This window comes from Quadrisphaera sp. DVD1 (genome assembly GCF_058932755.1).
This window is the reverse complement of sequence record NZ_JBZYWI010000167.1, coordinates 1-6,337: the sequence shown is the minus strand read 5'-3', so window position 1 is coordinate 6,337 and position 6,337 is coordinate 1. Positions and strand designations below refer to the sequence as shown.

Here is a 6,337-nt window from a genome sequence, read left to right as displayed (position 1 = left end):
AGGGGCTCCGGGCCCCGCTCCGGGAGTCCCCGGAGCGGGGCGGGGCGGCGCTCACGCCCGGCGGTCGCCGAACGCGAAGCCCGCGCTGACCAGGACCAGCCACACCGGGCCGACCATGCCGGCCAGGTACTGCAGCGGCGAGATGCCGAGCAGGAGGGTCAGCGCGCCCAGGACGGCGCTGGTCCAGCCGATCCAGCGCGGGACCGCGCCGTGGCGCAGGGCCGCGACCGCGACCGCCACCCCGGACAGGCCGGCTCCGACCCACAGCCACGGGACCGTGCCGATCCAGTGCCCGTAGACGGCCACCGCCTCCGGCACCACGGACGACGGCTCCTGCACCGCGAAGAGGAACTCGGTGTCGAGCGCGGACCCCATGAGCCCGGCGACGGCGACCAGGCCCAGGCCGGCGGCGGCCACCAGCGGCGCCAGGCTCGCCGCCGGGGAGCCTGCGGCCAGGCGGCGCAGCAGGCCGGCGGCGAAGACCGGCAGGAGGACCACGCCGAGCATCGTCACGACGTGGAAGGCCACCATCAGCGGCACCTGCTCGCCCAGGGCTGCGGTGATGGCACCGGCGTCGCCGGCGACCTCCGGGTCGTAGATGGCCCCGAGGGACGTGCTCAGGCCGATGCCGACGACGCCGGCCAGGCCGGCGCCGAGGCCGGCCCAGGCCCAGCCGCGGCGGCGGGCGCCCTGGGCGGCAGGGCCGCGGTGGGCGGCCTCGCGGTAGTCGGCGGCGGCCTGCTCGGGGAAGGTGACGGGGTTCATGGGCGGTGCTCCTTCGTCGGGTGCTCGGTCGGTGCTCGGCGGGGCTCCCGGAGGAGCCACGACCGAGGCTGGCCCGCCCGGCGTCCCGGGCTCCAGGGCGCCGGGCCCGACCTGTCGGGCGGTTCTGGCCGGGCACGAGGGGCCACGGGAAGCGGAGCCTCAGGCAACTGGTTGACGGCTGCATGACCTCGACCACGACCGCCGCCGCAACCGCCACCGCCCCGACCGCCCCGACCGCCTTCACCGCCCCCACCGCCTCCGGGATCCACCCGCTGCTCGCCGACCGCTGGAGCACCCGCGCGTTCGACCCCGAGGCCGAGCTGGAGCCCGCGGTGGTCGCCCGCCTGCTCGAGGCGGCGCGCTGGTCGCCCAGCGCCGCCAACACGCAGCCGTGGCGCCTCGCGGTGGCCCTGCGCGGCACGGACGAGCACGCCGCCCTGCTCGCGGCCCTGGCCCCGGGCAACGCGCGCTGGGCCGACACGGCGTCCGCGCTGCTCGTCGTGGCCGCCACCACCGCCGCCGAGGACGGCCGGGCGCTGCCCTGGGCGGTCTTCGACGCCGGCCAGGCGCTGGGCCACCTGACCGTGCAGGCGGCGGCCGAGGGCGTGGCCGTGCACACCATGGGCGGGTTCGACCCCGACGCCGTGCGCGCGGTCTACGCGCTGCCCGAGGGCACCGACCCGGTGGTCGTGGTGGCCCTGGGCCGCCTCGGCGCCGTGGAGGACCTGCCCGAGGACCTGCGGGCGCGCGAGGGCGCCCCGCGCACCCGGCGTCCGCTGGCCGACCTGCTGCTGGTCCCCGCCGGGCTCGAGGCCGCCGACGAGGCCGAGGACGAGTCGGCCGCCTGAGCAGGGTTGCGGGGCGGGCCGCCCGCGGCGAGGCTCAGCCGCGGCGGGCCGCCCCGGCCCGCCGCGGTCCTCGACCCCTCGGAGGCACCATGCCCACCCGCACCGCACGCACCGCCTGGAACGGCACCCTCGAGCAGGGCTCTGGCCAGGTCGAGCTCACCAGCTCCGGCGTCGGCACCTACACGGTCTCCTTCCCCCGCCGCGCGGCCGAGGACGCCGGAGGCGTCACGAGCCCCGAGGAGCTCGTCGCGGCCGCCCACTCCTCCTGCTTCGCCATGCAGCTGTCGGCGGTGATCGCCGAGGCCGGCGGCACGCCGGAGTCGCTCGAGGTCCGCGCCGACGTGAGCCTGGGCCCGGACCCGGCGGGCGGGTTCCGCCTCACCGGCATCCACCTCACCGTCAGCGGCGAGGTCTCGGGGCTGGACGCCGACGCCTTCGCCGCCGCCGCGGCCCAGGCCAAGGAGACGTGCCCGGTCAGCAAGGCGCTGACGGGCGTCGAGATCACCCTCGACGCGTCGCTGGACTGACGGCGGCCGGCTCGGGCGGGCTCAGATGAGCACCGACTCCGGCGCCAGCTCGAGGTTCTTGACGAGGACCACGCGCATGCCGCCGGAGTCGGGCTCGAAGTGCAGCTCGTCGACGAGGATGCGCATGAGCCCGAGCCCGCGGCCGTGGGTGAGGGGGTCGTCGCTGTCGAGCACCAGGCGCTCGGCCAGGGCGGGGTCGAAGCCGCTGCCGGCGTCGAGCACCTCGATCGTGCAGACGCGGCCGTCGACGGAGACGCGGACCTCGAAGTCGTCCTGCGTGCGCGCGTGCTTGACGACGTTCGCGCAGGCCTCGGTGACCGCCAGCGCGATGTCGTCGATGCTGGCCCGCTCGACGCCGAGCTCGCCCAGGGTGGTCACGCACAGGCGGCGGACCACCGAGACGTAGCGCAGGTCCGTGGGCAGGCGCAGTCCGTACGACAGCTGCACGCGGTCCTCCTCTGCAGATCAGGAGGTGCGATGATGGCACGCCACCGATCGAGCAGGGACCGCACACCCAGGAGGACCGTGGAGGGCTTCGCCGTCTCCTCCCACCGCGCAGGGGAGCTGCTGCTCCTCGACGTCGTCGGGGAGCTGGACATCGCCACCGCACCGGAGCTGACGGAGGCCGTCGCCACGGTCCTGCCCGGCGCCGCCGCGGACGGCCTCCCCCTCGTGCTGGACCTGACCCGGTGCACCTTCCTGGACTCCAGCGGGTCGCGCGCCGTCGGCATGGCCGCCCGCGAGGGCGCCGACGCGGGGGTGCGGGTGGCGCTCGTCAGCCCCCGGTCGGTGACCGCCGTGCGCCGGGTCGTCGAGCACGTCGGCCTCGCGGCGGTGATGGCCGTCCACGACGACCTCGACACCGCCCTGGCCGGCGAGGCCGCGAACCGGTGACGGCTCCCGGCGCCGAGGGGCCGCAGCCCTCCGCGCAGGCGCTGGAGGCCGCGGCGCTGGCGTGCGCCGTGGAACCGATCCGGGTGCCGGGCAGCATCCAGCCCCACGGCGTCCTCCTCGCCGTCGACCCCGACGACCTGCGCGTGGTCGTCGCCTCGGCGGGAGCCGGGCTGGCGCTCGGCGCCGACGCCGACGCCGTGGGCGCGCCGCTGGCCGAGCTGCTGCCCGCAGCGCTGCCCGTGGTCGCTGCGGTGGCCGCCGGGGACGACGACGCCGCCGCGAGCCCGACCCGGGTGGAGCTCCCGGGGCGGCCCGGCGGCCCGCGGGTGGCGCACGACCTGCTGGCCCACCGCAGCGGCGGCCTCGTGGTCTGCGAGCTCGAGCCGGCCGAGGGCGACGAGGGCGCGGGCGCCGGCCCGGCGCCGTCCTGGCACGCGCAGCTGCCCACCGCCCTGCGCCGCCTGCAGGGGGCGGCGTCGGTCGTGGAGCTGGCGGAGGCCCTGACCACCAGCGTCGCCGAGCTGACCGGCTACGACCGGGTGATGGTCTACCGCTTCGACGAGGAGTGGAACGGCGAGGTGGTCGCCGAGCACCACCGCGACGGCCTCGAGCCCTTCCTCGGGCTGCACTACCCCGCCTCGGACATCCCCGCCCAGGCCCGCGCCCTCTACGCGCGGCAGTGGCTGCGGATCATCCCCGACGCGACCTACTCGCCGGTGCCCCTGGTGCCGCCCGTCGTCCCGGCCACCGGCGCTCCTCTGGACCTGTCCCTGGCGGTGCTCCGCAGCGTCTCCCCGGTGCACCTGGAGTACCTGGGGAACATGGGCGTGCGCTCGTCGATGTCGATCTCCCTGCTCTCGCAGGGGCGGCTGTGGGGCCTCATCGCCTGCCACCACTACGCGGGTGCGCACCGCCCCTCCCAGCCGGTGCGCTCGGCGGCGGAGTTCCTCGGCCGCACCGCCTCGGTGCTGCTGCCGGCGGTGATCGGCGGGGACGCCGCCGACCAGGTGCTCGCCGCCAGCGCGGTGCGGGCCCAGCTGACCGAGCACCTCGCGGAGCGCCCCGAGCTCCCGCTGGAGGCGCTCACCCGCGAGGGGACCACCCTGGCCGACCTCGTGCCCTGCGGCGGAGCCGCCCTGCGCCTGCACGGGGAGCTGCGCCTGCTCGGCACCACGCCGCCCCCTGCGGACGTCGCGCGGCTCCTCGACGGGCTCGACGGGCGGCCGCTCGTCACCGCCTCCCTGGGCCTGGACGACCCGGGGCTCGCCGGCCTGGCCGCCACCGCCAGCGGAGTGCTCGCCGTGCCCCTCGACGGCGGCCAGAGCGGGGACGCCGTCGCGTGGTTCCGCCCGGAGGTGCTCGAGGAGGTCACCTGGGGCGGCGACCCGCACCGCAGCAAGGTCGTCGTCGAGAGCGGCGGCGGCCTGCGCCTGAGCCCGCGCCACTCCTTCGAGGCCTGGAGCGAGACCGTGCGCGGGCGGGCGACGCGCTGGGCGGCCCACGAGGTCGAGGCCGCGACCGGGCTCGCCCGCCACCTCTCGGACACCCTGCTGCGCCAGGTCGAGCGCACCAGCCGGCTCGCCACGGCGCTGCAGCGCACCCTGCTCATGGCCGAGCTGCCGAGCCTGCCGCAGCTCGACGTCGCGGTGCGCTACTCCCCCCACAGCGACGACGTCGTCGGCGGCGACTGGTACGACCTCATCCCGCTGCCCAGCGGCTGCATCGCGGTGGTCCTCGGCGACGTCGCCGGCCACGGCCTGGCCGCCTCGGCCATCTCGGCGCAGATGCGCAACGGCCTGCGCGCGTACCTGCTGGGCACCGAGGACGCCGCCGCCGCGCTGCAGCAGCTCAACGACCTCGTCGTCGCCCTGATGCCCGGGGAGCTGGCCACCGCGGTCGTCGCCGTCCTCGACCCGGGCACCGGCGCGGTCGACGTCGTCAACGCCGGCCACCCGCCGCTGGTGTCGCTGCGCGCGGGCGTGTCCTCCCTCGTGGACGACGGGGGCCGCGGCCCCGCGCTCGGGCTGCTGGCGGGGATCACCTACACGACCACGCACCTGGAGCTGGGCCCCGGAGAGCTGCTGCTGTTCTACAGCGACGGCCTCGTGGAGGACCGCGCGGTCTCGTGGGAGGAGCGCCTCGAGGTGCTCCTGCGCGACGCGGCGGAGCCGGCCGCCGACCTCGACGCCCTGTGCTCGCGGCTCGTGGGGACGGTCTCGGTGCACGCCGACGACACGACCGTGCTCGCCGTCCGCTCCACCCGCTCGAGCTGAGGGGCCGGGGCCCCTCAGCGCCGCCTCAGCGCCGCGGTGCGCCCGCGGCGGCGCCCTGGGCGGCGTGGTAGGCCTCGAGCACCTTGGCGGGCAGCCGCCCGCGGTCGCCGACCTGGTAGCCGTTCTGACGGGCCCAGGCGCGCACCGCGGCGGCCCACAGCCCGGCCGAGCCCGGGCTCGCGGTGGCCGCGCCCCGCCCGCTGGCGCGCTCGGCCGTCGCGGCGGCCGCGAGCGGCTCCAGGGCGTCGAGCACCTGGACGAACTCCTCCGGGCCCACCTCCCGCACCCCCAGGCGCGCGGCGGCGGTGACCTTCGCGGTGGCGGTGGCGGCCCCGGCGTCGTCGACGACGAGGACGTCGGTCATGCCGTTGACGACCTCGGCGACGACCAGCCCCACGGCGCGTGCGCGCCGCTGCATCCGGCCCCGCTCGACGGCGTCCCCGACGGCGAACACGACGCGGTCGCCCGGCACGACGAGCGGCTCCTCGGCCCGTGCCTCGACCCGCGCCTCGACCCGTGCCTCGACCCGTGCCTCGACGCGCGGCGGCTGCGGCTCGGGCGGCAGCACGACGACCGCGGGCTCGGGGTCGGGCGGCAGCACCACCACGACCGGCTCCGGCTCCGGCTCCGGCGGCAGCACCACGACCGGCTCCGGCTCCGGCTCCGGCTCCGGCTCCGGCTCCGGCTCCGGCTCCGGCGGCAGCACCACGACCGGCTCCGGCTCCGGCTCCGGCGTCGCGGCCTCGAGGGCCGCTCGGGCCTCCTGCGGCCCGACGCCGAGGACGGCGGCCAGCGCCAGCAGCTCGGCCCGGTCCACCGGCGCCGGGTCGCGGCGCTCACCGGCGCGGGTGGCGAGCTCGGCGAGCACGGCGCCGTGCAGCGCCCGCACCTGGTCCCGGTCCAGCCCGCTCAGCTCGGCGACCTCGCGCAGGGCGTGGGCCTCCACGTCCGTGGGGACCCCCTCGTCCAGGACGCCGGCCAGCAGCTCGACGTACCCCGTGGCCGAGCCGGGTCCCCGCCCGGCCCCGGG

At 77.8% G+C, this 6,337-nt stretch carries 7 protein-coding genes; 4 read left to right on the top strand and 3 right to left on the bottom strand.

The window, feature by feature from the left end:
* Positions 1–51: 51 nt before the first annotated feature.
* On the bottom strand, positions 52–765 hold the full coding sequence (locus AC5FZL_RS14740) for a hypothetical protein (RefSeq protein ID WP_493619645.1): 714 nt from the start codon (positions 763–765) through the stop codon (positions 52–54).
* 182 nt (positions 766–947) lie between these two features.
* Here AC5FZL_RS14740 and AC5FZL_RS14735 point away from each other — a divergent pair, with 182 nt between their 5' ends.
* Both AC5FZL_RS14735 and AC5FZL_RS14730 read left to right on the top strand, forming a co-directional pair.
* A complete protein-coding gene (locus tag AC5FZL_RS14735) occupies positions 948–1,613 on the top strand; it encodes a nitroreductase family protein (protein WP_493619644.1) in 666 nt (221 codons plus the stop codon).
* Positions 1,614–1,702: 89 nt separating this feature from the next.
* The gene (locus AC5FZL_RS14730; RefSeq protein ID WP_493619643.1) at positions 1,703–2,140 is read left to right on the top strand and encodes an OsmC family peroxiredoxin; all 438 of its coding nucleotides are present in this window, start codon (positions 1,703–1,705) and stop codon (positions 2,138–2,140) included.
* Between the two features lie 21 nt (positions 2,141–2,161).
* Here the strand turns inward: AC5FZL_RS14730 and AC5FZL_RS14725 are convergent, their stop codons facing one another.
* Positions 2,162–2,587, bottom strand: coding sequence for an ATP-binding protein (locus AC5FZL_RS14725; protein ID WP_493619642.1), 426 nt, complete (start codon positions 2,585–2,587; stop codon positions 2,162–2,164).
* 78 nt (positions 2,588–2,665) lie between these two features.
* On the opposite strand from AC5FZL_RS14725, the gene AC5FZL_RS14720 reads away from it, so the two are divergent.
* Both AC5FZL_RS14720 and AC5FZL_RS14715 read left to right on the top strand, forming a co-directional pair.
* Complete coding sequence (locus AC5FZL_RS14720; protein WP_493619641.1) at positions 2,666–3,034, top strand: STAS domain-containing protein; 369 nt, start codon at positions 2,666–2,668, stop codon at positions 3,032–3,034.
* Positions 3,031–5,307 carry a SpoIIE family protein phosphatase gene (locus AC5FZL_RS14715; RefSeq protein WP_493619640.1) on the top strand — a complete coding sequence of 759 codons (2,277 nt, stop codon included), beginning with the start codon at positions 3,031–3,033 and terminating at the stop codon, positions 5,305–5,307. Before AC5FZL_RS14720 ends, AC5FZL_RS14715 begins: the two co-directional genes overlap by 4 nt.
* 25 nt (positions 5,308–5,332) lie before the next feature.
* Here the strand turns inward: AC5FZL_RS14715 and AC5FZL_RS14710 are convergent.
* A partial coding sequence (locus AC5FZL_RS14710) for an Lsr2 family DNA-binding protein (RefSeq protein WP_493619639.1) occupies positions 5,333–6,337 on the bottom strand: 1,005 nt, incomplete at its 5' end.

Bases quoted from the DNA above. Each gene is read 5' to 3' on its own strand.
- AC5FZL_RS14730 (WP_493619643.1), top strand. From the start codon at position 1,703: ATGCCCACCCGCACCGCACGCACCGCCTGGAACGGCACCCTCGAGCAG.
- AC5FZL_RS14740 (WP_493619645.1), bottom strand. From the start codon at position 765: ATGAACCCCGTCACCTTCCCCGAGCAGGCCGCCGCCGACTACCGCGAG.
- AC5FZL_RS14735 (WP_493619644.1), top strand. From the start codon at position 948: ATGACCTCGACCACGACCGCCGCCGCAACCGCCACCGCCCCGACCGCC.